This is a genomic window from Photobacterium sp. CCB-ST2H9 (assembly GCF_023151555.2).
GTDB lineage: Bacteria > Pseudomonadota > Gammaproteobacteria > Enterobacterales > Vibrionaceae > Photobacterium.
The window spans coordinates 1,998,465-2,022,046 of record NZ_CP100425.1 but is presented as its reverse complement, the minus strand read 5'-3'; the positions used below and the strand labels follow the sequence as shown (position 1 = coordinate 2,022,046).

The window sequence follows — 23,582 nt, the reverse complement described above, 5'->3', positions numbered from 1 at the left end:
TGTTGAACCGCTCCGATTGCGCGCTTTCTTGCTACATGTGTTGATGGGATCATTGTGCTGTCTTTTCGTTGGATCCAGCAAAGACTGAATACAGCGTTTGTCCTCTAAGGTTTCTCCTGCCATCTTTAATCTGTTACAGACACCACAGTAAATGCTGACTGGATCCGGGTTCAAAGCGACGATCTCCATCTGGCAGAGGATCAGCGCGGGCCCCGCCCATTGGTTTGAAAAACAAGGGAGATGTGGCTATGGGAGTCAAAGGTGGATGCTTATGTGGCAGCGTTTCTTATAAGGTAACAGGGCCGCTCCTTGAAGCCAGTAACTGCCATTGTTCAATGTGCAGGCGACAACATGGCGCAGCGTTTGCGACTTATGCAGATGTAAATCCGACTGATTTTCATTGGGTGGATGGGAAAGAATTTTTGCAGGTCTACGAAACGCCACAAGGCAATGGATGGTGCTTTTGTAAAGCGTGCGGCTCGACTCTGGCCGGGACGGAAGATGGCCAGGTTACAAGCATCACGCTCGGGACAGTTCAGGGCGATCCGGGAATAACGCCTCAGTCTCATATTTTCATATCGTCTAAAGCGCCCTGGTATCAAATCACCGATTCGCTTCCCCAATTGGAAACACGAGCCCCGGGCAGCAAAAGATCATCGTAAGCATCGGGGGCCAGATTTATGCCACTGATGCTCCATCTTTCGGTGAAATTAAACTGAGTCAACTGACTTTATCTGGTGAATAAACCAAATTATCTTGAGTGCAGAGACGCCCGGCATAGTGCTGATTTGTACCGGTTATTATTTTCAATTAAGGCATCTATCGGATAAAGCAATGTGTCCAGAATTGCAGACGAAAGGATATCAGCGATTGATATCGGGAGCATGAGGACGATTGCCGGCGGAGCATTTACAAATAACGAAAAATTGCAATTAGCCGCATTTTCCAGTGCGTAATCAAAGCCAGCATATTCATTCCCATTTTGATGATTCTCACCCACTCGGGCAATGATACTGGAACAGCCTGAAATCGAAATGGCGAGTATGATGATATAAAGTATTTTCATGGTTTTATTTTTGAAGAGGACTGCTGATTAAAGGCGACTCTTATACACAGATATTTAGTGAAATGTAAAGCCTCAAACTTATTGATAAGTTTAAATTTTATTTAAGCTCAGTTTCAGACAGCAATGAACAGGTAGCATGAATTGTGATCCGGTTACCTTTGCGGTTTCAGCAATAGGGAGCTGTAACGAACCAATCCTTCTTTTGCATGCCATGGGCGGTGAATGAACCGATTGAATGAGTGGCGGTTAAAAAACGACTACTATCATTACAGCGGCATTGCGCGACAAATTCTGGAACCGGAGTTGCTGCTCCATCTCTATCCGAAATCACCTTGAGCCCAGAGGGCAATGCCTCACATGTTGTTTGACCAGACGCTCGACAGTGACCGTCTGCCTCTGCGCTGGCACATGTGATTTCTGGCGGTGTAAGGAAGGGCACATGAACTGGAAATTTGCATATGCGATCGGCTTTCATCCCTGGGAGGATACCGATCAGGAATTTTTTCAATCTTTAGCTTTGCAGCTCGTTCGCGCAGAGCAGGATCGTGAGCCGCCATACGGGCGTGCCCTGGATATTGGCACAGGCAGTGCTATCTGGGGAATTGAACTGGCCAAGCGTGGCTGGGAGGTGACCGGTGTGGATTTTGCTGAGAAGGCGCTGGAAAGAGGACGTGAGCGGGTTCAGGCTGAGGGTGTGGAGATGACGATAGTACAGGGAGACGTCACCCGGCTTTCAGAAACTGACGTGGGTTCTGGCTTCCGGCTGATTCTGGACACCGGTACGTTTCACGATTTCAACACTGAACAGCAGCGCGATATGGCTCGATGTGTGGATGCTTTGGCTACCCCGGATGCCACTGTGATCCTGTTATGCTGGCCGCGACGTATTCGTCCGTTGATTCGTGGCGTCGATCGTGAAGAAATCGAGACTGCATTTGCCGGTTGGCAGATCACCAGCGTTGAGCCGTCTTTCTTCAAGCTGCCGCCCTTACTGGAATGGGTCCTTCGTCCGGACGAGCATTGGTATTGTTTGCGTCGTGTAAGAGACCTGTATTGATCCATGGGGCAGGTTTTGATTGTTCACCATTCAGAAGGAAAGTGTTTATTTTCCAAATGATCTGATGTTCGAAAATCACAAATAAGTGACAGCGCTGATACTTGCTGGCACGGGAGTGAAACTATATTTAGTTGCATTAACCTCATTCATATCAGGTTTTGTCTGTGAATATTGAATCGCTGCTCTTGTCTCTCAATTCTGGCAATGAAAGAGAAATCTCGGATTTGTCATACAGGGTTTTGAATATACCGGATAATCAAGTTCTTGTTGAACTTGCCCATCATCTGGTCAATATTGTGTCATTGTCGAGGTCATCCGTTTGGGATGGACTTGCAGAGAAGCAGAAAATCCTTATTTCAGTTGACCGAATCGTGCGCTTCTTAGAGCGGGTTCAGAAAACAGGATGCCGCTGCTCAAAGTATTTCATTTGCTCGTATTCTGTTTATGCTGAAGCAGAGCGGGGATGGGTGAAAATACGAGCATGTAATTCAAATCAAAAGACATCTGAATCAGAGATTGACTGTCAATGTTCAGCTTGTGGGCGGCGTTTCTCGGTTCATGAAAGCGAAGCTGGCTTTGGCCGAAGAGCGACATGGCAAGCCCGTCATGAATGAACACATGAATTCATTTTTGTATTGATAAAACGGAGACAGATTGGGCGATTGCATTAGATATATTTCTGGAAATGCTCGTCTTGTCTGAACTGAAGGACATAAAGGAAGAAAAGATGGAACTGAATTTCTCTGATTTGGCGACGACTGATTATGGAAATGTGTTAAGTCGCGAACACTTTTTTGATCTCTCGATTCGTCCGCTTTGGCAGCATATGAAGCGAATTTCCGGACCCGCTTACCCAGTGCAATTGGCGCCTGGTGATAACTTGATGTTGCATTCAGCCATATACAGTGCACCTGAAGGCTCCATTGTGGTTGTAGACGGTGTTGACTGTCAGTATGCAGTCGCGGGCGGGAATGTCTGTGCAGTGGCAAAAGAACGCGGTATTCAGGGCTTCATTATTGACGGTGTGATCCGAGACTTGGGTGAGATAACCAAGATGGCATTTCCGGTGTATGCAAAAGGCGTGTTTCCTGTCCCGGGTAAAAAGCAGCAGTTTTTTGAGCCAGGCATGCCGATTGTTTGTGGTGGGGTGAGGGTTTGTGCCGGGGATATGATTGTCGCTGATATGGAAGGCATTGTTGCGATTCCGCAATCCAGAGCAAATGAAGTGTACCAGATGGCAAAAGAAAAACTGGATGCAGAACGTGGTATGCAGTTGGCCGAATGGGAAGCGAATCATCGAATCAAAATACAAAAAGCGCTTGAAGTGGCCCAAAAGCGTAATCACTCTGTCTGAGCTGGATTCCGCAAAGTTATCAAAAGTGACATCAGTGCGATGAGGGATGAGTTTAATCAGGAAGACAGTGAAAGCTTCCAGTTGAAGACATGACTTTTCGTCTTTCGCGAAGTTGAAGTAAATGAAATGGCTGCGCTCGCTAAGCGAGCATGGTTATCGGTTGATTGGGATTTTTCAAGGGTAAGGAGACCTTATGTTTGACCACGTTGTGTTTGGCGTCAGTGACTATGATGAGAGTAAAGTGTTCTTCCTCAAGGCACTTGAACCGCTTGGTGTCGTCATCGTTGCGGAGAATCAGCTTGGAATTGAGCTGAGTGCAGACGATAAAACGTCACTGTGCTTATTTCAGACGGATGAGAAACCGTCACATCTGCATTTAGCTTTCGCGGCTGAAAACCGTCAGCAAGTTGAAGATTTTTATCGGGCTGCGCTGGCGGCAGGCGGCAAAGATAATGGTGAGCCAGGTCTGCGACCGCATTATCACGCGAACTACTATGCTGCTTTTGTCATTGGTCCTGACGGGCATAACATCGAAGTGGTTTGTCACAGTCCTGAAGCTTAACCCTTCAATTTGAAGCAAGCGTCGCAATTTTTCATGCTGAAAGCTGAGAAAAGAAATAGAGGCTGAGAGTTTGACGAATTGTGACGCATGTTTTCATGAGTTGGGTTTATTGAATGTTTGAAATGAAGAGAATAAAAAATATCACTGGACTTATTGAGAAGCCATAACCTGGTATTGAAGGTTCAATTTAAACAGAGCTGACACCGTTCATGCTCTGATTTTGCGTAATATTATTGATGAATGAAGTTTTAATTCTGTTGGCATGGCTATCTACTGAATCAACAATTATATAATGAGATCTGATGTGGTTGTAATCATGAATCTGCAGAGGTATGCTCTGTTTTGCAATTTAAATTTACCATAAATTTTGTGAAGTTAGTGATGAATAAAGAACTATCTGAGCGAAAGTTTAATTGTTCTTTTGCACAGTTACTGTAAAAACGTTTTCTGTAATTGATTTTTAACATTTTTCATCACAGCAGATTCAAAATTCTTCACAAAACTTGATTGACATCATTAAATATAAAGCTAGGTTAAAATTATGAATGAAAAATACAGTTATGATTTAGGATGTGAACAAATAAATGTTGATGCTCACTACGATGCTTTAAATGCCTTAAAAAAGGTATTCATCATTTCTACGGGGGCGATCCCAGAAGTCGGCAAACCACTATCAGAAATCATTAACATTATATGGCCTAAGAGTAATCCAGATTATAGTAATTTATATAATTTATTTTTATGTAGAGCAAAAAACTATATAGAAAAAGATATATTAGACCACATTTGTCAGTCTCTGGATAACAAAATCAATATGTACGAGGAAAAATTCAAGTCTATTGATGCCTTAATTGCTGATGGAAATATTCAAGAAGCTTATGTCAGGTATAAAGATATTTCAATGGAAATGGTTGGGGTTGCAGAAGAGTTTAGTTTTGAAAATGACATCAGATCTGCTGCATATACCGCTGGGTTTTATTCTACTTGGATATCAATGGTGGCATCTTATTGGATTAACCAGAAATATACAGAAACCCTTTCTCTTGAAGAGTCATTTTTAAGAGGTCAGTTAACCAATTTACAAAGCTTATTAATAAACGCAAATGAATATTGTTTGTTTATTGAAGAAAATATGCACAGCATTTTTTCTACTATCAATGACATCAACGAATTTCAACAGCTTAGAATGTGGGTGAGCTTAAATTTACGCGAAGTTGTCAATCAGATTGCATATGCTTTGAATGGAAACTTCAGTGATTTCTATGGTCACGATTATAGTGTAGATGTGGCGAATTTCCCTGTTGCTTATGTACACGATCTTGTCTCAGGACGGTCAGCAATTCAAGGTTCACTTGAATCATATTATGTAGACTCTCTACTTGCACCGAACAGCGAAATTCATAAAACACTCTGTGTGAACAAAGGGAGTATGAATACGCCTGTTTCAAATATTGACTACATTCGTTGGCAGATGATGCACGATTTTGATAACCCGGCTGTTTATAATTTATTTTGGGTGAATACTGAGCAAGCAACAACAGGCTATCCGGGTGAAGCGGAAGCCGGTAAACCTACGAATGGCTCTGGGAATATCAGCCCTTTATATATTAAAGAGATCAGAGTACATAAAGGGATGACTCTTGATGGAGAGAGTCAGAATATATTATTTGTGTTAAGCAATGATCAGATTATCAGAACACACGATGATTATGGAAGTCTTGTCTGTTCATACAAAAGAGAAGGGTATGCCATCGTTGGTATGGCTGCGTACCGGAGTCTTACACAAACAGCAATTGAAAGTTTTGCGTTTACTTTTTTAAAAGTTGGAGAAGATGCACCAACACTAATGATGAACGAAAATAATAATCCAAACTGTGTGACCTTATATGAAGGCAAAGATTATACCGGTAAATCACTTCAGCTGGATGCATCAGAAACTTTACATTGGACAAATTTAAACTTCAATTGTGGCAGTATGAAATCTGTGTGTACAGATTATCCCAGAACGGATTTTTATCTCCATGAATCATCTGGTGCTGGTGGTTCTGGTCAAATTGAAGTGAACACTGAAATACCAGATTTCATTGCGTATCTTCAGTCACCATGGGGATGGAATTGGGAATCGATTGAAGATGCTGTCATAGATGAAGTCATCTTTAAGAAGTAAGATGACGCAATACAAAATGATGCTCAATTGTCTGGGTATGAGTTAACATGACATTTAAATAAAACGGAATATATTGATTCCGTTTTATTCTTTTTTATTTGTGTATCATGACTTTAAAAGGAGTTGAGATGAAAAAACGAATTGCAACACTCATTGCATTGACATCATTTTCGGTGAATGCATCTGTTCAATCCGGTGTAATATCCGGGTATATCCCATATTCACATGAGCAAAAAGAAATTATTATTTTCCAATTGAATAACAATGTTGCTCAGGGATGTAAAACCACAGGCCGGTTTGCAATGGACAGTACATCACCGAGATATCAGGCGACATTATCTTCGGTTCTTGCTGCTTATCATTCGAAATCACCCATCAGAGTGAATTACCTGGATACATGTAATGCATGGGGAAATTCAGCCGATGTGGACTATATCTGTGTGGGTGATGTGGCCTGCTAATCGCTGTGATTGAGTAGACAGTGTTCAGGAAATAAGCTTATTGAGCTTTTGTCAGAATGGAATAACAGATGCAGATACACCGATTCCCATACCTCACTGTCATTCTGTGCATTTTGACATTTGTCGTGTCTTTAGCGGTGAACTATACAATTTCAGGCACTCTCATCGGAAAGATAAAAGTGCCTGATTTGGAACCCTTTGGTGGTTATACGCTTGAGCATCTTGTCAATTTTGAATTATGGCGGCTATTCGCATCACAGCTGATTCATGTGAAGCAGTTTCATATGTTTTACAATGTGCTCTCACTGTTTGCGTTAGGTTGTTTACTTGAACCGCGGGTGGGACGTTTTGTTTTGGCACTCGTTTGGTTTCTGGGGGGATCTGCAGGTACGTTTGTCAGCACATTGACGGTACCAGCTCTCTGGAATCTTGGAACTGGCGGTTCTCAGGGGATCTTGGCCCTCGCAGCTGTTGGAACAGTGCTGTATGCGTCGGGTCAGCTGAGACATAAAATGACGGCTTTCGTGCTGGGTCTGGTGATTTTCCCGGCATTTGTTTTAGATATAATTTACGCAGAAAATCACCTCCCAAAACTGGGTCATGTTGTCAGTTTCGTATCGGGACTGATGATTGCCGCCATTTATGTCCGAAAACCTTCAGTGAAGTGAACGAAACGCCAGGCATTCTGAGATTGCGTAAAACTGGTGTAACCGGTTGAGAGAAATCTGTTTTGCTCATTGCTATGAAGGCAGGAAATGCATGTTATTTGCTGACAACTTGATGAAAACCTTGATTGCCTTGTTCATTCTCAGTTGCTCAATAGACGCATTCCCGGAAGTGAAGGCGTCAGATGATCTGCCGGATCAGCGGATTCAATTCGGACAGCTGGAGGCAATGTTCTCCGATATTTCAGAGAAAACGGATTGGGATATCTCTGGCGACATGTTGTGGGGATATTATTTTACACATCATGAACCATCCGGCCTTGAGAGGGCGAAGGATGCTCTTGCTGCAAAAGGATATCGTTTCGTTGGTATTTATCTTTCTGAGAAAGAAGAACCGAGCGAGCCGGATCTGTTTTGGCTTCATGTTGAGAAAGTAGAAACGCATACCCCCGAGAGTTTGCATCAGCGTAACCATGAGTTTTACCGGTTCGCCAGTGAACTTGGTCTCGACTCATATGACGGTATGGACGTTGGGCCTGCCGGGAAATAGCGTGTTCAACCTGCCAGAGCCTGACAGGTAAAACACATGGCTTAAATCTGGGCTACGGAAAGGATCATTCATGACATGTGCGGTGCTCAGGAGGCAGAAAGTGCAATGATGATGTATCAGGCTAGCTTGCAGCATCGTCGTTCCGAGGCTGTAGATAATAAGCAACAGGCTCATTCTGAAATGTTCACATCACGTTCACTATACTTGATGTGACTTGTGGGACGGCGACCTGGCAGGTCACGCGCATCGTTTACTGTGGTGAGTTAATACGATTGGACTGCCTGAAAAGTCATGGAAGCCACGGATAAATTGCTGTGGATGACGGTCGTGATTCACGCTGTATGCCGGATCTTATTGTGATGCTTCCTGCAGCAAGCCTGCGTATCCATATCTTATCCGCAGAGGAGTCGGAGACGATGATTAAGTTTGTGATGTGTATTACCAGACATCCAGAGATGACCCGGGAGGCATTCAGGGATTACTGGATGAATCAGCATGGTCCGTTCTTTATGAAAAATGCTGATGCGATGGGCGCCAAACGATACGTGCAATCACATTTGTTAGAGACACCACTCAATGAGATGCTCAGAGATTCCAGAGGGATGCGGCCTGAGTACGACGGGGTTGCCGAGGTTTGGTTTGAGTCGATTGACGCGCTGATGGCGGGGATGAGTTCACCCGAAGGCCAGAAGTTAAGTGCGGCTTTGCTTGAAGATGAGAAAAACTTCATTGACCATGATAAATCTTCAGCATTTATTGTTGAAGAACACGAATTCTGAGCCATCGGTTTGACATGCAGCGGATGCTTCAGGGGCGATTTCCGCTGCATTTGAATTCCTGGCGTGCTTTCGTGAATCACGTTGAGCCGATAAGGAAACGAACGTCCATTTCTTTCAGTTACTTTTTCCATCAATAAGGACATTGATGAAAATTATCTGCATGCTGACTGCAATACTTGGCCCGACTGCCTGTGCCGGTTCAAATCCCAACCCGGGTGAGCGTACTGTGGATGTCGCTTGGGAAAAGTATGATTACGAGACAGTGTTTGAAGTGTTAAAACTGGCAGCAGAACGCGGTGAACCCTGGGCACAACTTCGTATGGAAGTTGCTTATGAACTGGGTTCAGGTGTAGAGAAAGATATACCGGTTGCGATTCAGCGGTATGAAAAAGTTGCGGCTCAGGAGTCTGAAGGAGAGTGGGTGAACAGCTTGCAAGTTGGGGCCATGGGGAAACCGGGGTACTTTAATCAAAATAGTGACGCACTGTTCGCTAAATTTTAGTTGGCGAATATTTATCTCCGTGGTGATGGTATTCCTTCCAATCCCGTGAAAGCGCTTACTTTGGCGCAGTATGTTTCAGATAAAGCCCAAGGACGGAGTATTTTCTATTGCTGTGAATTCTCTGGTGGCTGGTACATCAGTAGTACTGCTATTGCTGAGACGCTGAGCAAAGGCCATGCAATGAACAAAGTTTGTGCTTCGCCATGCCGCTGTCAGGATTGAATACTGCGGCGAAAAAGCGCTGGTAATATTTGTGACATCTGCAATATCAGCTTAATTTGATGAAACAGGACGTGAAATGACACAGAACGAAGTGACGATTCGACCGGCAAGACTCAGTGAATTGGATGAGCTGTATCATTTAGTGACTTCAGATGAAGCTTGGACACAGTTTAACGGGCCATATTTTCCTTATACCACGCCATCTTTCACTGAATTTGCCCAAAGTACCTTTTCACGTATGTACGAGGGAAAGACCATGCAGTTAATTACAATGAGTGGTAGGCCTGTCGGTTCTGTCAGTTATTATTGGGAATGTGAATCGACGCGCTGGCTGGAAATGGGTGTGATCATTTATCAATCTGACGACTGGGGAAAAGGATTGGCTGCTCTGGCTTTACCTCAATGGATCAGCCATTTGTTTTCAGCGCTTGAAATTGAACGGGTCGGCCTGACAACCTGGTCCGGAAATCCCCGGATGATGGCTTGTGCTGAAAAGCTTGGGTTTCAGCAAGAAGCGAGACTGCGTAAAGTGCGTTACTTCCAGGGGGAATATTATGATTCTGTGAAGTATGGTGTGCTTCGAAGTGAATGGGAACAACGTGACTCGTGTGTCTCTTTTGAAAGTTAGTCAATGAACTATTTTATGTTTTTCCAGCAGGTGACCACGTCTTTGCCCGGAAGGAAGAGACAGGGTCACATGCTGTTGTTCACTCGGAGACAATGATTGGCAGACTACTGCTCGTCTGACGGTAAATAGCGATGCCAGTTATCGTTCACAACCTCAAAATTTTCGACGCAGAATTCTTTCCGGTCTTTCAGGTAATCCTTTTCGACTTCGTCCAGTAAATACTGAAATTTTTCCGGGTTGCTGCCATAGACTAAGCAAAGTGTTGAGAAATAACGCTGTAAGTCAAAACTATGCTCATCAATATACTCACCAAAATCATAGTAATCGGGGCGATCCGCCGACTCGAATGCGAACATGTCTGCGGCGCTGATAGCAATTTCATCACCGTCATCGACATAGTTCAGCAAAATGATTGTCGCAAAATTATCGACGGCGTCCTCTTCTTTACCCAGTACCGGGATCTGCTTGTCCTCAATATAGGCATGTCCCACTTCATGCAGCAGGGTATGCAACAGTGTATCCAGTGCACCTTCTTGTGCAGATTTTCCGTATTTCTTCTCGTACTTATTTTCAGAAAAATAGCTGCGGGACTCTGTATAAAAATCATAGGGAATATAAATCGTATGATTTTCCGGGTTGTATAAAGGCCCTTCATCTTTGCCGTAGACAATATTCAATGTTTTTTCGAATGGAAAAAAGTGATCGGAAAGTTCGGTCAGCGTCTGGTTCACATGACTGGTCTTGATTTCACTTGCCGCTTGTTTTTCATCTCGTGTTTGCGGTGGCTGCAGTTCGATATGAATGTTTTCTTTTGCAATCACTTGCGTGGTACATAAGCAGGCCAGTACTGCGGCAACGGGGAGTTTCACGCTTTTTCCTTATTGATATCGGAGAAGTTATCCCAGAACACAAACCGTTTGGTGTTCTGATTCTGACAGGGGCAGGCGCCAGATTTTTCCCGAATTTAGTTCAAAAAGCAATCAGAGCCTGCCAGTCTGTTGCGTGGTTTATTCCGCATTCTCATGATCTTCGCCAGTTTGTGTGATGCAATGTTTCGCCAGGGCCTGATATTGATTCTGCATCGTGCTGACAAAGTCGTCGGCATCCTGGAAATGTGCGATGGGTTCGCCAATCACGACATCACAATTGAAGGGCACGAACATTGCGGTGCCTCTGGGCAGGGAGCGGCCCAGTCCACGCATGACCACAGGTGTGACCGGGCAATGCTCATGGTCTTTCACCAGATGGTAGATGCCTTTCTTCAGTCCGCTCATGATTTCCGGTTCGCCCCGGCTGCCTTCGGGGAAGATGATCAGAATTTCACCGCGTTCCAGTGCCTGATGGCATTCCTGTAAAACCGCTTCACGCTGGCTGGGGGAGGGAGAGCGGCGCAGCGGGATAATGCCAATGACATTCAGTGACAGCCAGGCTACCAACTTGTTTGCCAGAAAATAGTCCGCCGCGGCAACCGGGCGGACTTTGTGGATGATTGAAATCGGGAACAGGGCCAGCAGAACCAGTGTGTCCAGATGGCTGTTATGGTTGGCTGCGACAACAACCGGACCGTCTGCCGGCAGGTTCTGCCGTTGAATGATATTCAGCCCTAAGCCCACAAACACAAGGGGCTTTACAATGAAAAAAACGAACAACACCTTGAGTAAGTGAGCCATAGCTTCCTCAGTAATAGAGATAGTAGATGTAATGGAAGAACAGCGGTGCTGTGAACATCAGGCTGTCGATGCGATCCAGAATGCCGCCGTGTCCCGGAATGAACTGGCTGGTGTCTTTGATTTGCAGATCTCGTTTTACAGAAGAAATCACCAGATCACCGATAAATCCGCTGAGCGCAATGATCATCCCGGCCACCAGTCCCTGGAACGAAGTCAGGGGAGTCAGATATGGTGCAACAAAGTAAGAAGCCAGAATCACGGTAGCGCTGCCGCCGAGAAAACCTTCCCAGGTTTTGTTCGGGCTGACTTTGGGCACAATTTTGTGTTTGCCGAAGGATTTCCCCCAGACATACTGACAAACATCGTTGAACTGCGTAAAGACCAGCAGGAACAGCAGCATCCCCATTGAACCGGCATCCGGATTTTTACTCGGCAGGACCAGCAGATAAGCCATGTGGCTGATACAGAATACGGTCAGCATCATCGCCCAGTGAATGATCCCAGCCGAGCGGATAAAGCCTTTGGTATCTCCGATGAGGACCATCATCATCGGCAGGTACAGGAAGACATAGACCGGAATAAAAATAATGAACATGCCGTACCAGCCAATGGACAGCCAGTAGTACTGAAACGGTATCGACAAATATGCCCAGAAAATCACCCGGCGGTCGGTCATTCGGGTCGGCACGATTGAGAGAAACTCTTTCAGTGCCATGAAGCTGAGAAAACCGACAAAAAACAGGGTGTAGGTGAGGGGCAGATAGAGCACCACGAAGACGATGCCAATCATCCACCACCAGGATCGGATACGGAGTTTGAGTTCCAGATAATCCCGGTCCGGATGGGCGCGGGATTTCCATAAATACACCAGCGTGCCCAGGACCAGCACGCCAAGAATGGCGATCATCAGATGCAGCGAATGCGGAGGAATACTAGTCATGATGCGTGTCTCCGGTCATTTCAGCGCGGTGCTCACTGGCTTTAAAGTGATAGATGCCTGCCAGACGGCGCCAGGTGGTGATCACGGTGCCGATGAGCATCACCGCCAGTGCGGCATCGAGCGTATAGCCAAGGATATCCGGCAGCCAGTCAAAGATACGGCTGATAAACAGCAGAATGAAACTGCCCGTGAGCAGTGCCATCCGGTGTTGTTTGGCCATCGGGCCACGGAAATCGGCCGGGCAACCCATGCTGACACCTAAGACACGGACGTAGGCGGTCAGTACTGCAATCAGAGCGCTGCTCCAGGCCAGCGTCATCCCGAAATCTGAATGGGTTGCGAATCCGGCTGCAATGATAAACAGCGGATCGGCAATGCGGTCCGGTACATCATTAAACAGTTCTCCGGCGGGTGTTTTTTTGCCGCCTTCAACAGCGACCATGCCATCGAACAGATTGCACAGCAGACGAAGCTGAATACAGGCAGCCGCCAGCAGTAAAAGCACAGCGTTGGATGCGTCCTGATACCAGAGCAGGGCGGCGAACCCGATCACGGCAAAACCAATACTCATGAGTGAAATTTGATTCGGCGTGATGTTTTTACGGCTTAACCACACCGCAATACGTTTGGTCAGTGCGACGTCCCGGACCGCTAACGGACGACGGTTCGCTTCGGATTCAGGCTGATTTTTGAGATTCATAAATCCATCATAATTGTAAAAGTTTCAATTGCCTGGAAATGAACTCAGCCAAATGCAGAATCATGGCGGTACATCCCGGCGGAAGCGCTGTGAGCCTCACAAAGAAACGTATGGCTCGGGATTTTGAGAGTAAGAGAACAACATAAATTAACCGGATTGAATATCAAGCGATTGAGTAAGCTTTTTTGATCTGGTTTCAAGAGGAAGTGATCCTCAGGCAGAAAAAATTTCCGCAACCTTTTGTTTCATTATGAAAAGGATACTGACAAAAACGAGAAAAAAAACGCCGTATCTTTTCCTGTTTTCCCCTGTTCATTTTCTGCATGATTGCGCCCCTATTCAGCAAACGGAGCTTTGTCATTGAATTGCCCATGGAAGCGCAGTGGATAGACATCAAAATAAACAGGGCAATGAAAAATGAAAAAAATTATTCCTTTCGCAGTGTTTGCAGTTTGCGTGTCTTCTTTTTCTGCACAGGCAGAAACTTATATCGGTGCAAGTCTCGGTCAGACGAAAATCAACAGCGTTGATATCAGCGGCAATATTCTCGGAATGTCGGGCTCTCAGTCGTACGATGCAGATGAAAGCATGGTGAGTGGCAGCTTGTTCGCCGGTTATAACTTCAATTCGTATATTGGGGTAGAAGTGACGGTTGGTGGTATTGACGCGCTTGAAGAGGAAACCCTCACCGTTGACCGCATGACCTATTTCGCGGTTCAGCCGAAACTGTCGCTGCCGCTGACCAAGCAGTTTGCAGTGTTTGCAAAAGCAGGCCTTGCGCACTTCAGTGCCGATTTTACGGCATCAAACAGCGTGTATGGTTATTCTGGCTACACAACAGTTTCCACCAGTGACACGACACTGATGTTTGGTCTGGGTGCTGAATATGCTTTCAATGAGCATCTGAAAGTCAGTGCGAACTGGGATTATCTGAAGCCGGAACTGGAGGTGCTGAATGTTGCCGGTGCATCACTGTCAGTTGAGCCTGAGTTTCAGCAATTGTCTTTGGGCTTAAGCTACCATTTCTGATCATCGGTTAAGAGCCCCCATACCCATTGGGGGCTTTTTGCTTTATGATGCATTCCCCTTGAGTATCTCTGGCTGAGAATGTTGTGAGTGAAGCGAATCTCAGAAGGTTGAACCAACTCCTTTCCAAATATCAATATCGAACGGTCTATTCTGTTGTCGTTGAAGAATTAGAGGCCGTGCTGTCCACGTCAAGACGCAATACGTCGACCATCATGAGCAAGCTGTGCGAAGCCGGCTGGATCGACTGGTTCCCTTCTGTCGGAAGAAGCAAAGCAAGTACACTCATGATGAAAGTGTCGTTGCAGGAGGCGATTTGCAGCGTTCTGCAACCGGAAATTGCGAGTGGTCACTTTGGCTCTGTGTCTAAGTTATTGTCGCTCTATGGCGCTACAGCCGTGCGGGCGTTATCCCAGGTGACCGAGAAACAGAACGCCTGGAATGAAGCCAATAACCAGCTGCTCATTACACGTTATCCCTGGGTTGATACGATTGATCCGGCAAAAACCTACCGGATTGCTGAACTGCAAGTCATCAAAAGTGTGTATGACACCTTACTGATTCAGGATCAGCAGGGCAGACTGCTGCCGGGGATTGCTCACGCCTGGGAGACTGAAGACAACGACGTGACGCTGTGGATCCGCAGAAATATCAGACGCCATGACGGTGAATTCCTGACGGTTGAGGATGTGATTGCCAGCCTTGAACGCCTGGTGATTAAAAGCGGACCCGTGAGTTATCTGTTCAGCCAGATTGTATCAATCAGCCAGTTATCTGCCCACAGTCTGCGTATTCGGCTGAAAGCACAAAACCCGCTCTTTCTTCATGCACTCGCGGTGCCTCATGCGTCGATCGTGACCCCGGATGTCAGGCATTATGGCGATGGTCGTCAGGCGTTTGTTGGAACAGGACCATTCTGTATCGAAGCCTGGGACGACGACAAGCTGGTGCTGAATATACACCCGGCTTACTTCCGCCAATCTGCACTGCTTGACCGGATTACACTCAGTCATCAGGGAGGAGAGCTCAGCGAATACTTGGGGCAGCAAAGTCAGGATGATGGGATCAAAGAAACCTATACGCTACAGTCCTTTTCTTATCTGACGGCACGCTTTCGCAAAGATGCAGAGATTCTTGCTGAAGATCTGGAGCAGCTCATTGATTATATTGCTGCGAAAAGAAATGTTGTTGATGGTGGTAATGTCGTCTCCGGACTGTCATTTTCAGCGCCATCAGATTCAGCACCGCCTGCAGACCTCAAGCTGGAAGGAAAACTGATTCTGACCGAACCCCGCTGGACGATTCCCCATTTAGCGCAGCTGGCACAATGGCTGCACGGTGTGATCAGAGAGACCGGGCTGGAGCTGGAAGTGATTGAGCTGACAGATATCAGCAATCCGTCTCTGATGAAAGACCGGGCTGATGTACTGTTTCTGGAAGAAGTAATGGAGCTTCCTCATGAATATGGGGTGTATGAGTGGATGCTGGCTTCTTCAGGTTTACGCTTTTTGTATGCTGAACCTGAATCCTGGCGTCAGCATCAGCGGCTGGTGGATGAGGCGGTGTCGCTGCAATCACCTGCTGACGCGTTCGTGAAAATTGAGCAGGACTTGCTGGCGTCACGCCAGTATCTGCCGCTTTTCTTCGGCAAAGAAGAAATCCTGAACGTCTGTCAGGTCAGGGGAATTCAGGTGACGAAAACCGGCTACAGTGATTTTCACAAACTCTGGATTGACGGCGAGTAGGCAGGCGAGTCACCAAAGTAAGCGACCGCGGCGATCTTAGTCTGCGACGGGGACAATCAACACGCTCCAATCAGGGGAACGAATCCCCCTGATTCAGAATGCTGTCTGATGCATTATTGTTGCGCGATGCGATAGGTTCTGTATCCGCCAACCAGGTTTTTTGTTGTGTATCCCCGGTGATTCAGCTGACGGCAAGCGACGTTGCCGCGCAGTCCAACCTGACAGTAAACCAGAATTTCTTTGTCCTTCGGCAGTTCATTCATACGCTCACGCAGGCTGTCGACCGGAATATTGACGGCACCCGGAATTGCTCCCTGAGCGTCCAGTTCTCCCGGATTACGCACATCGAGCAGAATCTGGTGTTCACTGATTTCACCCAGCTCGTGATAATGCATGGGAGTGATGTCACCGCTTCGGATGTTGCAGGCAACAAAGGCAGCCTGATTAATCACATCTTTCGCTGAGCCGTAGGGTGGCGCATAACACAGTTCGACATGCTGCAGTTGTTCCACGGTCATTCCGGCACGCTGTGCCACCGCCAGAACATCGATGCGCTTATCAATTCCGTCTTTGCCGACAGCCTGAGCCCCCAGAATTTTTCCGCTGTCCGGGGCATAAATCAGTTTCAGGGAAACCGCTTCCGCCCCCGGATAGTAACCGGCGTGGCTGGCAGTGTGCACATATACCTTTTCATAGGGAATATTTGCATGCTTCAGGCGTTTTTCATTCATGCCGGTGGATGCAATGGCCAGATCGAAAACCTTACAAATGGCTGTGCCCTGAGTGTTCTGGTAGTGCTCTTCTTTGCCGAAGATGACATCGGCAACCATGCGTCCCTGACGGTTCGCAGGCCCGGCAAGCGGAACCAGCATCGGTTCACCCGTCACAAAATCAAGCGTCTCAATGGCATCACCCACGGCAAAAATGGCCGGATCGCTGGTCCGCATCTGATCATCGACCTGAATACCGCCCCGCGGGCCAAGTGTCACTCCTGCCGCGCTGGCCAGAGTGGTTTCCGGGCGGACACCGACGGCCATGATCAGCAAGTCAGTCTGCAAGGTCTCACCGGTACTGAGCGTGAGCTGTAAGTGTCCAAGCAGGTGCTGGTCGCTGTCATCTTCACCCGCATCGACACTGGCGACAGGCTCCCGGCCGTTATATTCAACGGCAGTCAGCGCGGTGCCCAGCCGGAGATCCACACCTTTTTCACGAATTTCCTGATGCACAAATCCGGCCATTTCAGGGTCGGTCGGTGTCATCACCTGATCGGCTAATTCCAGTAGTGTGGTTTTGATGCCACGCTGATGCAGTGCTTCCATCATTTCCAGGCCGATAAACCCGCCACCGACGACCGTTGCGTGTTCAGCCTTGTTCATTTCAATGGTGTGGATGATGTGATCCATATCCGGGATATTCCGCAGGGAGTGTGTCAGCGGGTTTGGCAGTCCCGGGATGTCCGGAATGATGGGAGCGGCCCCCGGGCTGAGGATCAGGTGGTCATAAGGCTCTTCATAGGTTTCGCCCGAGACACCATTTCTGACTGTGACGGATTTGCCGGATGTGTTGATCGCGATGACTTCGCTCATCACACGCACATCGACATTGAAGCGGCTGTTGAAGCTTTCTGGTGTTTGTAACAACAGCTTGCTGCGCTCAGGTATGTCTCCGCCGATATGATAGGGCAGGCCGCAGTTGGCGAATGAGATATAGGGGCCACGCTCAAACATGATGATTTGCGCATCTTCGCTTAAACGTCTTGCACGGGCAGCTGCGGAAGCGCCGCCTGCGACGCCGCCAATAATTACGATTTTCGTCATTAAAATTCCACCATTTAATTTTCTTGAATGCTTAAACTTTAAAAAACTGTCTCTGGAACGCCCACACCCAGATGGCCGTCACGCTGACTGGAGGCTGTAAGTTGCCATCGGGGCTGATAAATGAATGCCCCTGAATGTCATTGTCCGGCATGACGCTGCGAAAGACTGATCACAGGGAGGCCCGCTTCCTGCCAGGCCAGGATACCGCCCGCCAGAGAATAAACATGTGCAAACCCCATCCGGCGTAACGATTCTGCAGCAAGCGCTGAACGTGCGCCGGACCGGCAGTACAGGTACACCGGTTGCTGAGACATCACTTGTAACGGCTCCGGGTGATGTGCGACAGACGGGTGATTCTCCAGCTGCATTTCCAGTACCCCCCGTGACATATGGACTGCACCCGGCAGTATACCGCTCTCTGTCTCATGATGTTCTCTCACATCAATCAAAATGATGTCGTTGTCCATTAATACCGCAAGTTCATGGCAGCTGATTTCACGGATACTTTCTTTGGCTTGCTCAGCAAGCTTACGTCCGTTCACAAGCATAGTCTGACTCCTTTTCAATCAGAGCGTGGAAGCAGGGAATAAAGCGGGCAGGGATTGGTACAAAATGAAACCTGCCATCAGAATCAGGAACACAGAAAAAGCACTTTTGATTTTCTGCTGGGGTAACCGGCCGGACAGGCGCTGACCTGTAAGGCTGCCGGCAATACCGATAGCTGCCATGATGGCGATGATCTGCCAGTTCAGTTCAGTATGGCTTTCAGCCAGCACTTGCTGATATTTCAGGAATCCGACGAAAGAATTCATCACAATGATCACCAGGCTGGTGGCAACCGCTGTCCGCATCGTCAGGCCGCTCAGTAAAACCAGGGCGGGAACAATCAGAAAGCCGCCTCCGACACCGACAAAGCCCGTCAGAACACCCACGAGTAACCCCTGAAAACCGGTCAGCCAGTATGAGCGCTCAGGTCGTGTTTCAGGTTCGGTTTTGGCCGGTCTGAACATGCGCCAGGCGGCTGCCAGCATGATCGTTGCAAAGACCGTCATCTGAATGATGCCGGAGGTATAGCTGGCGAACCAGGCGCCAAGGTAAGTCCCGGCCATCCCGGGTAAACCAAACAGCCAGACCAGCGGCCAGTGAACCAGACGCTGTCTGATGCCGGAGAAAGAAGACACAGAGCTGATCAGGCCGACAATCAGCAGGGCACTGGCGATGGCCTGTTTCTCTGTCTGCCCTAAACCATAGGCCAGCACAGGCACTGTAAGAATTGAACCGCCGGAGCCCAGGACACCTAAACTTAATCCGATGGCAACTGAACCAAACAAAATGGTGATCATGGTTACCTCAAAAACTTGCCTTATTGAATCGTACATGTGTAATATACGATATAAAGAAAAGAATGCAAAGGGAGATTTACCATGAATGCGTTAATCAAAGCCTTTTATCACGAGAGTACAAGCACCATCAGCTACGTTGTTTATGACAGGCAAGGCGGGCATGCAGCAATCATTGATAGCGTGCTCGATTTTGCAGAGAACTCTGGCAAGCTCTGGACTGCGTTTGCAGACGAGCAGATTGCTTTTGTTCGAGACAATGATCTGACGGTGGACTGGATTCTGGAAACACACGCTCATGCTGATCATTTATCGGCTGCGTATTACTTACGCCGGCAGCTGAACAGCAAGATTGGTGTCGGGGAAGGCATTACCAAAGTACAAAAGACCTTTAAACTGATTTTCAATGTAGATGATGCTGAGTTAGCAGCAAATGGCGACGTGTTCGATCATTTATTTCAAGACAATGAATCGTTTCAGATTGGTGCACTTCAGGGGCAGGTACTGATGACCCCCGGGCATACCAATGACAGCGTGACTTATCTGATTGAAGGCAATGCGTTTGTCGGGGATACCTTATTCATGCCCGACAGCGGCACCGCGCGCTGTGATTTTCCCGGTGGTGATGCCGGTGTGCTGTACGACAGTGTGAACCGTCTGCATCAGCTGCCGCCTGAGACTCGGCTTTGGATGTGTCATGACTATCAGCCGGGTGGCCGCGAATTGGCGTACGAGACGACGGTCGCTGAGAGTTTCCGTACCAATATACATATCCATGACGGAACAGAAAAAGCGGCGTTTATTGCTGTTCGTGAAAACAGGGACAAGACACTGGATGTTCCCCGGCTTCTGTATCCCTCGGTTCAGGTCAATATCCGCGGGGGCCAGATGCCGGCGGCTGAAAGTAACGAGCAAGCCTATATCAAAATTCCATTGTCAGTCAGTACTTCGCTGAAATAGCAGCTGATGTGTATTGATCATCGAATGAAAGAGACAGAGAGGAAATTATGACGGAATTTACGCCCTGGAGTGCGCTGATTGGCGGTTTTGTGCTGGGAGGTTCAGCTTTGATGCTGCTGTTACTGAACGGCCGTATTGCCGGGATATCCGGGATTGTCAGTGGCGCAATGCAGGTCAGTGATCCGAATGCGAAATGGCGCTGGATGTTTATTCTTGGCCTGATTCTTGGCCCGCTTCTGGCTGCGCCTTTTGGACTGGTGTTGCCGGAACATATTGATGCTAGCTGGTCTGTAATTCTCATCGGAGGATTGCTCGTCGGCGCAGGCACCCGAATTGGCTCGGGATGTACCAGTGGCCATGGCATCTGTGGGATCGGCCGGTTGTCGCCCCGGTCTGTTGTGGCAACTCTCACCTTTATGGCCGTGGCGATTGTTGTGGTTTTTGTGGTTCGTCACCTGATCGGAGTTTAATGTTATGCAACTTTTCATCGCCTTAATTGCAGGTCTGCTGTTTGGAGCAGGTCTGACGGTTTCACAGATGGTTAATCCGGATAAAGTGCTGAACTTTTTGGATATAACCGGACAGTGGGATCCCAGTTTAATTCTCGTCATGGGCGGCGCATTAGTGGTGTTCGGCCTGGGTTATCAGTTTTTGGTGAAAACACGTTCCACGCCAGTTTTTGGCGGCGAGTTTTTTATTCCTGCCAATAAAGTGATCGATAAACCTCTGGTTATTGGTGCAGTACTTTTTGGTTTGGGGTGGGGGCTTGTGGGCATTTGCCCGGGACCTGCTGTGGCTAATTTACTGAGTGGCAATATAAAAATCTTCGGCTTTGTTGTTGCAATGTTGGCGGGAATGCAGTTTTCTGGCACTATCGACCGTCTCTTAAAATAGTTAAAAATAACATGAAGTAAATACGAGGGCGCGAATGCAAGATTATTCCAAGATGGAGGCGAACGTAGAGCAGGCCGTAGAGCTGCTGAAGGCTATGGGAAATCAGCATAGATTAATGATTCTGTGTGTATTACAGGAAGAGGAACTGTCTGTTTCTCAGCTCAATGAGCGATTTCCGATACCTCAGTCCTCTTTGTCACAGCATCTGGCCTGGCTGCGCCGTGCAGGGTTTGTGAAAACCCGTCGGGAAGCACAGACCATTTATTATCGTCTGGATAATGTGGCTGTTATAGACATTATTTCTATGCTGCACAAACACTATTGTAAAGAGTAATCGCATCACCGTTGCAAACACACAACCTGGACAGAAAATGTCCAGGTTGATCTTTTGTTTCCCTTCTCATTTATGGTCAAAATGACCTTCCTCCCAGACTTTTCAAGATCGAAATCAAATATTTCATAAATGCAGGTTGTGGTTTGTGCTACACCTTATTAACTTGCTACCTGACCGAACGCCTTACCTTTCTCTGGTAAGAGATGAAAACGCAGGATAGATGCTTGCTTTTTCATCAGAATGACCGAAAAACTATCGTATCAGGAGTACGATTAATGATATTACACCCTGGATCCCTGAATCTGGCGACCTTGCCGGACAGGATATCTATACCTGCTTTTTCTCGTCAGAGAACCATAACCTGCAGTTGTGCATCCTTTTTGCCGCAATTTACCTCTCTGCGAGCTGCATTTCGTCCTTTGTTTTTTAGTCGCTTGAGCCAGTTTGGTCTGTTTTGATCACAACTGATTTTCATGATGTAAAAGCATTGCGTTTTCACTGTACGAAACGATTTATCGCGTCATCCATCATCCCGAAAGCCATGCATGCTGAAGCCTGAGGGCTGGTCAGCAAGCTTTTGAAGCATTGTCTGTGGTGTATTGACGAAATTGTGCTTGCGAAAGCCTGCGTCACATACAGCCACTGGCAGTTGCCGAAGGGAACACGCGGAATCAAGCTTCAGAATGCCTTTGATGAGGGTTATCGGCATTCCATAAAAATAAAGGACAAAGTCGTGAATATGAAATTACTGGGTAGCTCCCTGATCATTGCCGGTACAGCATTAGGCGCCGGTATGCTCGCCATTCCAATGGTCCTGGCGCAATTTGGCCTGCTCTGGGGCTCTTTGCTGATGCTCCTGATTTGGGTGGGTACCACCTATGCGGCACTTTTGCTGCTCGAAGCCAGTATTAAAGCGGGTGGCGGCCTGGGAATGAATTCCATTGCCCGAAAAACACTGGGTAAAGGCGGCCAGGTCATCACGAATGGCCTGCTGTATGCGCTGCTGGTTTGCCTGCTGATGGCTTACATCATTGGTGCCGGCGATCTGGTGAAAAAGCTGACAGTCAGTCTTGGGCTTGAGCTGACAGCAACACAGGCACAAGTCGGCTTTACCGTGATTGCCGGTCTGGTCGTTGCAGCGGGTACGGGGGTGATTGACCGGTTGAACCGTTTCCTGTTTGCAGCAATGGTTCTGATGCTGGCAATTACTTTAGTGACGCTAGTTCCGGGGATCAGCCTGGAAAATCTGGCATCCGTGGGGAGCGAGAACAAAGTCGCGCTGGTTAAAACCAGTTCGGTTCTCTTCACCAGTTTTGGTTTCATGGTGGTGATTCCGTCGCTGGTGACTTACAACCCTGAAGCGTCACACAAGCAACTGCGAAATATGGTTATCCTGGGTTCTTTGATCCCGCTGTTCTGTTATCTGTTCTGGCTCTACGCAGCGGTCGGGAATCTGACCTCAGAGCAACTGGTTGGTTTTGCAAACGTTTCTGAACTGATTGCGGCACTGAGTACCAGCCATGGCAGCATGCAACTCATCCTTTCCGTATTCACCGGCCTGGCACTGCTCACGTCCTTCCTGGGGGTTGCTATGGCACTGTTTGACCAGAATGCTGACACCTTTCGTCAAAATCGGGCCGTGACTTATGTGATTACGTTCATTCTGCCGATGCTGGGTGCTTTGCTGGCAGCCAATCAGTTCCTGTCGGTCCTGAGTTACGCTGGTATTATTCTGGTATTCCTCGCTGTTTTCGTGCCAATGGCAATGACAATCAAAGTCAGACAGCGTGGTGACAGGGCAAGTGATAATGGCAATGCTGAAGTGTATCAGGCTGGTGGCGGCATGATGGCAATGGGGCTGAGCTTTCTGTTTGGTTGCTTCCTGCTGATGGCAGAGCTGATTTAACGTCACAGGTAGCACAGAGAACATCTGATGTTAAAAAGGCGCTTCCCTTAGGAAGCGCCTTTTTTATCTGTTGCAATGTCGTTTGAACGACATTGTTCTGAGGATGCTAAAGATCTGTTTGACCGAACAAGACCGATATCGTCGGAGTCGTATCAGGTTTGACCGAACGCTGAAACAACCTAGCTGCAGGAGTAGTGATCTGTAGACACAGATAAGCAGTAGTGAATGACGTATCCT

At 47.4% G+C, this 23,582-nt stretch carries 27 protein-coding genes; 19 read left to right on the top strand and 8 right to left on the bottom strand.

The features are described 5' to 3' along the window. The first annotated feature begins 248 nt into the window (after positions 1–248). Positions 249–662: a GFA family protein gene (locus tag L4174_RS24120; protein ID WP_248140512.1), complete on the top strand. Its 414-nt coding sequence runs from the start codon at positions 249–251 to the stop codon at positions 660–662. Positions 663–751: 89 nt separating this feature from the next. On the opposite strand, the gene L4174_RS09390 is transcribed toward L4174_RS24120, so the two are convergent. Next, positions 752–1,066 carry a YceK/YidQ family lipoprotein gene (locus L4174_RS09390; RefSeq protein WP_248140511.1) on the bottom strand — a complete coding sequence of 105 codons (315 nt, stop codon included), beginning with the start codon at positions 1,064–1,066 and terminating at the stop codon, positions 752–754. Positions 1,067–1,505: 439 nt separating this feature from the next. On the opposite strand from L4174_RS09390, the gene L4174_RS09385 reads away from it, so the two are divergent. From L4174_RS09385 to L4174_RS09335, 11 genes are all read left to right on the top strand, one after another. Beyond that, on the top strand, positions 1,506–2,123 hold the full coding sequence (locus tag L4174_RS09385) for a class I SAM-dependent methyltransferase (protein WP_248140510.1): 618 nt from the start codon (positions 1,506–1,508) through the stop codon (positions 2,121–2,123). Positions 2,124–2,287: 164 nt separating this feature from the next. Next, a complete protein-coding gene (locus L4174_RS09380) occupies positions 2,288–2,737 on the top strand; it encodes a hypothetical protein (protein ID WP_248140509.1) in 450 nt (149 codons plus the stop codon). Between the two features lie 113 nt (positions 2,738–2,850). Continuing rightward, positions 2,851–3,477, top strand: coding sequence for an RraA family protein (locus tag L4174_RS09375; protein ID WP_248140508.1), 627 nt, complete (start codon positions 2,851–2,853; stop codon positions 3,475–3,477). Positions 3,478–3,670: 193 nt separating this feature from the next. Next, a complete protein-coding gene (locus L4174_RS09370) occupies positions 3,671–4,039 on the top strand; it encodes a VOC family protein (RefSeq protein ID WP_248140507.1) in 369 nt (122 codons plus the stop codon). Positions 4,040–4,580: 541 nt separating this feature from the next. Then, the gene (locus tag L4174_RS09365) at positions 4,581–6,206 is read left to right on the top strand and encodes a hypothetical protein (protein ID WP_248140506.1); all 1,626 of its coding nucleotides are present in this window, start codon (positions 4,581–4,583) and stop codon (positions 6,204–6,206) included. Between the two features lie 128 nt (positions 6,207–6,334). Next, entirely contained in the window at positions 6,335–6,667 is a 333-nt protein-coding gene (locus L4174_RS09360; protein ID WP_248140505.1) for a hypothetical protein, read from the top strand. 68 nt (positions 6,668–6,735) lie between these two features. Then, positions 6,736–7,335 carry a rhomboid family intramembrane serine protease gene (locus L4174_RS09355; RefSeq protein ID WP_248140504.1) on the top strand — a complete coding sequence of 200 codons (600 nt, stop codon included), beginning with the start codon at positions 6,736–6,738 and terminating at the stop codon, positions 7,333–7,335. 46 nt (positions 7,336–7,381) lie between these two features. Beyond that, positions 7,382–7,882, top strand: a complete 501-nt coding sequence (locus L4174_RS09350) for a ribonuclease E inhibitor RraB (protein ID WP_254589083.1) — start codon at positions 7,382–7,384, stop codon at positions 7,880–7,882. Between the two features lie 416 nt (positions 7,883–8,298). Then, positions 8,299–8,661 carry an EthD domain-containing protein gene (locus tag L4174_RS09345; protein ID WP_248140502.1) on the top strand — a complete coding sequence of 121 codons (363 nt, stop codon included), beginning with the start codon at positions 8,299–8,301 and terminating at the stop codon, positions 8,659–8,661. Between the two features lie 145 nt (positions 8,662–8,806). After that, positions 8,807–9,163 carry a hypothetical protein gene (locus tag L4174_RS09340; protein WP_248140501.1) on the top strand — a complete coding sequence of 119 codons (357 nt, stop codon included), beginning with the start codon at positions 8,807–8,809 and terminating at the stop codon, positions 9,161–9,163. A gap of 298 nt (positions 9,164–9,461) precedes the next feature. Further along, a complete protein-coding gene (locus L4174_RS09335) occupies positions 9,462–10,013 on the top strand; it encodes a GNAT family N-acetyltransferase (RefSeq protein ID WP_248140500.1) in 552 nt (183 codons plus the stop codon). 104 nt (positions 10,014–10,117) lie between these two features. On the opposite strand, the gene L4174_RS09330 is transcribed toward L4174_RS09335, so the two are convergent. The 4 genes from L4174_RS09330 to L4174_RS09315 form a co-directional block, all read right to left on the bottom strand. Beyond that, a complete protein-coding gene (locus L4174_RS09330; RefSeq protein WP_248140499.1) occupies positions 10,118–10,882 on the bottom strand; it encodes a DUF4344 domain-containing metallopeptidase in 765 nt (254 codons plus the stop codon). Between the two features lie 138 nt (positions 10,883–11,020). Then, positions 11,021–11,683, bottom strand: a complete 663-nt coding sequence (locus L4174_RS09325; RefSeq protein WP_248140498.1) for a lysophospholipid acyltransferase family protein — start codon at positions 11,681–11,683, stop codon at positions 11,021–11,023. A 7-nt stretch (positions 11,684–11,690) separates the two neighbouring features. Further along, positions 11,691–12,623, bottom strand: a complete 933-nt coding sequence (locus tag L4174_RS09320; protein WP_248140497.1) for a phosphatidate cytidylyltransferase — start codon at positions 12,621–12,623, stop codon at positions 11,691–11,693. Further along, on the bottom strand, positions 12,616–13,323 hold the full coding sequence (locus L4174_RS09315; RefSeq protein WP_248140496.1) for a CDP-alcohol phosphatidyltransferase family protein: 708 nt from the start codon (positions 13,321–13,323) through the stop codon (positions 12,616–12,618). The genes L4174_RS09320 and L4174_RS09315 overlap by 8 nt, the downstream gene beginning before the upstream one ends. A 417-nt stretch (positions 13,324–13,740) precedes the next feature. Between L4174_RS09315 and L4174_RS09310 the strand changes: the two genes are divergently transcribed. After that, the gene (locus L4174_RS09310; protein ID WP_248140495.1) at positions 13,741–14,352 is read left to right on the top strand and encodes an outer membrane beta-barrel protein; all 612 of its coding nucleotides are present in this window, start codon (positions 13,741–13,743) and stop codon (positions 14,350–14,352) included. Positions 14,353–14,435: 83 nt separating this feature from the next. Beyond that, positions 14,436–16,094 carry an ABC transporter substrate-binding protein gene (locus L4174_RS09305; RefSeq protein WP_248140494.1) on the top strand — a complete coding sequence of 553 codons (1,659 nt, stop codon included), beginning with the start codon at positions 14,436–14,438 and terminating at the stop codon, positions 16,092–16,094. Positions 16,095–16,207: 113 nt separating this feature from the next. On the opposite strand, the gene L4174_RS09300 is transcribed toward L4174_RS09305, so the two are convergent. The 3 genes from L4174_RS09300 to L4174_RS09290 form a co-directional block, all read right to left on the bottom strand. Continuing rightward, positions 16,208–17,911, bottom strand: a complete 1,704-nt coding sequence (locus tag L4174_RS09300; protein WP_248140493.1) for an FAD-dependent oxidoreductase — start codon at positions 17,909–17,911, stop codon at positions 16,208–16,210. 137 nt (positions 17,912–18,048) lie between these two features. Beyond that, complete coding sequence (locus L4174_RS09295; RefSeq protein WP_248140492.1) at positions 18,049–18,459, bottom strand: rhodanese-like domain-containing protein; 411 nt, start codon at positions 18,457–18,459, stop codon at positions 18,049–18,051. A gap of 18 nt (positions 18,460–18,477) precedes the next feature. Next, positions 18,478–19,254: a sulfite exporter TauE/SafE family protein gene (locus L4174_RS09290; RefSeq protein WP_248140491.1), complete on the bottom strand. Its 777-nt coding sequence runs from the start codon at positions 19,252–19,254 to the stop codon at positions 18,478–18,480. A gap of 81 nt (positions 19,255–19,335) precedes the next feature. On the opposite strand from L4174_RS09290, the gene L4174_RS09285 reads away from it, so the two are divergent. The 5 genes from L4174_RS09285 to L4174_RS09265 all read left to right on the top strand — a co-directional run bounded on the left by L4174_RS09285 (position 19,336) and on the right by L4174_RS09265 (position 23,345). Continuing rightward, positions 19,336–20,211 (top strand): MBL fold metallo-hydrolase, encoded by an 876-nt coding sequence (locus tag L4174_RS09285; protein WP_248140490.1) that lies wholly within the window; start codon positions 19,336–19,338, stop codon positions 20,209–20,211. Between the two features lie 47 nt (positions 20,212–20,258). Continuing rightward, positions 20,259–20,681 carry a YeeE/YedE family protein gene (locus L4174_RS09280; protein ID WP_248140489.1) on the top strand — a complete coding sequence of 141 codons (423 nt, stop codon included), beginning with the start codon at positions 20,259–20,261 and terminating at the stop codon, positions 20,679–20,681. Between the two features lie 4 nt (positions 20,682–20,685). Beyond that, positions 20,686–21,105, top strand: a complete 420-nt coding sequence (locus L4174_RS09275; protein ID WP_248140488.1) for a YeeE/YedE family protein — start codon at positions 20,686–20,688, stop codon at positions 21,103–21,105. Positions 21,106–21,139: 34 nt separating this feature from the next. Beyond that, on the top strand, positions 21,140–21,439 hold the full coding sequence (locus tag L4174_RS09270; protein ID WP_248140487.1) for a metalloregulator ArsR/SmtB family transcription factor: 300 nt from the start codon (positions 21,140–21,142) through the stop codon (positions 21,437–21,439). Positions 21,440–22,172: 733 nt separating this feature from the next. Then, on the top strand, positions 22,173–23,345 hold the full coding sequence (locus L4174_RS09265; protein WP_248140486.1) for an amino acid permease: 1,173 nt from the start codon (positions 22,173–22,175) through the stop codon (positions 23,343–23,345). Positions 23,346–23,582: the final 237 nt, after the last annotated feature.